Origin of the sequence: Flavobacterium sp., assembly GCF_043779715.1 — a bacterium.
In the GTDB taxonomy this organism is placed as follows: Bacteria; Bacteroidota; Bacteroidia; order Flavobacteriales; family Flavobacteriaceae; genus Flavobacterium.
The window spans coordinates 1-2,673 of the sequence record NZ_JAYWDT010000239.1 but is presented as its reverse complement, the minus strand read 5'-3'; the positions used below and the strand labels follow the sequence as shown (position 1 = coordinate 2,673).

Here is a 2,673-nt window from a genome sequence, read left to right as displayed (position 1 = left end):
CAAAAGACGTATGTAAATGAGTATTTTAAAAGTTTACCAAAAGAATAGAAACATAGAAAAAAAGAGTTGGATAGACCAATTCTTGGTTTCACAAAGCTATGATTTGCTATTATAAAGTGAAACTTCTTGATTAAATTTAAAAAAATAGTAGAATTATTATAAAAAATGGTTAAAGAAGTATTTATTACCGAAACAAACTGCATTACACCCATCGGGTTTGATGTAAATACCAATATTCAAAATATTGAAAGTGGCGTTTCGGGTATTCAATTACATCAAAATACAATGTTGAGTAAACCATTTTATGCGTCAACCATCAATAATGAAGAATTAAATTCGGCTTTCGCCAAAATTTCTCAATCGGAAAATTTTACAAGGTTAGAAAAAATGATGATTTTGGCTTTGCAACCCATAGTTCAAAAATCAAAATTAGATTTGAACAGCAAAGTTGGTTTCCTACTTTCTACAACCAAAGGAAATATTACAGCATTAGGAAATCCCTCAGAGGAGAGTTTTCAAAATGCACATTTACATCAATTAGCAAAAAATATTTCTAAATTTTTCGGATTCAAAACAGAACCGATTGTCGTTTCAAATGCTTGTGTTTCTGGAATTTTAGCAGTTTCAGTTGCCAAAAGATTGATTCAGTGCGAAATGTTCGACAATATATTTGTAGTAGCAGGCGATGAAGTTTCCGAGTTTGTTTTGTCAGGATTCAATTCCTTTCAAGCGATGAGTGATTTGCCTTGCAAACCTTATTCAAAAAATAGAACTGGCGTTTCTCTTGGCGAAGCAACGGCAGCAGTCTTGGTTTCTGCAAACAAAGAAAAGGCTAAAATAAAAATCAGTGGCGATGGTTCTATAAATGATGCCAATCATATTTCTGGGCCATCAAGAACGGGTGAAGGACTTTATCGAAGTATCGAAAGTGCTTTAGCGGAAGCCAAAATAAGCGCAAATCAAATCGATTATATTTCTGCTCACGGAACCGCAACACCTTTTAATGACGAAATGGAAGCTATTGCTTTCAATAGATTGGGATTAGAAAATGTTCCAATAAATAGTCTGAAAGGATTTTACGGACATACTTTAGGAGCTTCTGGATTACTAGAAACCGTTGTCGGAATTCAATCTGTTTTAGAAAATAAATTATTTGTTTCTTTAGGTTTTGATGAGATGGGAGTCAGTCAACCTATTAATATTATCAAAGAAAATCAAGATAAAAATTGCAACTATTTCCTAAAAACAGCTTCTGGTTTTGGTGGTTGTAATACAGCGGTTTTATTCGAAAAAGTAAAATAATGTTAGAAAATAAAACCTATATAGAAACTTTTTGCACCATTCAGAATAATGAAATTATTTTGAACGGAGAAACGATTTTCAAATCGGATTCTGATTTATTTGCTGATTTCTCGAAGAAAGCCTATCAGAATTTCGATATCAATTATCCAAAATTTTTTAAAATGGATAACTTAAGTAAATTGGCTTTTTTAGCTGCCGAATTACTTCTTAAAAACGAAATTGACAATACAAAAGAAAACGACATTGCTTTGGTTTTTGCTAACAAATCATCAAGTTTAGATACTGATGTAAAGTATCAAAACTCCATTTCCGACGAAGAAAATTATTTTCCGTCTCCAGCGGTTTTTGTTTACACATTGCCCAACATTTGCATCGGAGAAATTAGTATCAAACACCAATTGAAAAGTGAAAATTCTTTTTTTATCTTTGACGCGTTCAATTCGGAGTTCATGACAAATTACACCAACGTACTTTTGCACACAAAAAAAGCAGAAAAAGTACTTTGCGGTTGGGTCGAATATTATAACGAAGAATACAAAGCATTCCTTTATTTGGTTACCAATGAAGGGAAAACAGAATATAAAAAACAAACAATAGAAAATTTATATAACAAATAATATGGAAGCGTTAAAACAAGAATTAAAAGCAAAAATCATTGAAGTTCTAAACTTAGAGGATATAAATGTAGCAGATGTAAAAGATGATGATGCCTTATTTGGCGACGGATTAGGATTAGATTCTATCGATGCTTTAGAGCTTATTGTTATGCTTGACAAAGATTACGGAATCAAATTAGTAGATCCAAAAGAAGGAAAAAATATTTTCCAATCTATCGAGACTATGGCAGCTTATATCACTGCAAACAGAACAAAATAAGACGATTAGACAATTAGATTTTTAGACTTCTTAGATTTAAGTATTGTCTAAAAATCTAAGAAGTCTAAAAATCTAACAATCTAAGTAAGCCTAATGAATAAAGGAGTTGCAATCACGGGAATGGGAATTATTTCTGCAATCGGAAATTCGGTTGAAGAAAACTTTGCGTCATTACTAAATAACAAAACGGCAATTACCACCATCGAAAATATTTCGACGGTACATGCTGATTTGAGAAAAGTGGGTGAAATCAAGAAAACCAACCAAGAGTTAGCTGATGAACTTCAACTTCCTTCGGATAATAATTTTTCGAGAACCACTATGATTGGTGCCATTGCAGCCAAACAAGCAGTTGCAAATGCAGGAATTACTTCGATAAATGAATACAAAACGGGATTAATTTCCGCAACCAGCGTTGGCGGAATGGATATGACCGAAAGATATTATTACGATTATTTCGAAAAGCCAGAAACTATCAAATACATTAGTTGTCAT

At 32.4% G+C, this 2,673-nt stretch carries 4 protein-coding genes; all 4 read left to right on the top strand.

Features of this window, described 5'->3' with window-relative positions:
• The first annotated feature begins 165 nt into the window (after positions 1–165).
• Positions 166–1,302: a beta-ketoacyl-[acyl-carrier-protein] synthase family protein gene (locus ACH2BG_RS11435; RefSeq protein WP_395047822.1), complete on the top strand. Its 1,137-nt coding sequence runs from the start codon at positions 166–168 to the stop codon at positions 1,300–1,302.
• The gene (locus ACH2BG_RS11430; protein WP_395047821.1) at positions 1,302–1,919 is read left to right on the top strand and encodes a 3-oxoacyl-ACP synthase; all 618 of its coding nucleotides are present in this window, start codon (positions 1,302–1,304) and stop codon (positions 1,917–1,919) included. Before ACH2BG_RS11435 ends, ACH2BG_RS11430 begins: the two co-directional genes overlap by 1 nt.
• Position 1,920: 1 nt before the next feature.
• Positions 1,921–2,178, top strand: coding sequence for a phosphopantetheine-binding protein (locus ACH2BG_RS11425; RefSeq protein WP_091475267.1), 258 nt, complete (start codon positions 1,921–1,923; stop codon positions 2,176–2,178).
• A gap of 93 nt (positions 2,179–2,271) precedes the next feature.
• Positions 2,272–2,673 (top strand): beta-ketoacyl synthase N-terminal-like domain-containing protein (locus ACH2BG_RS11420; RefSeq protein ID WP_395047820.1); only part of this gene is annotated, 402 nt, incomplete at its 3' end.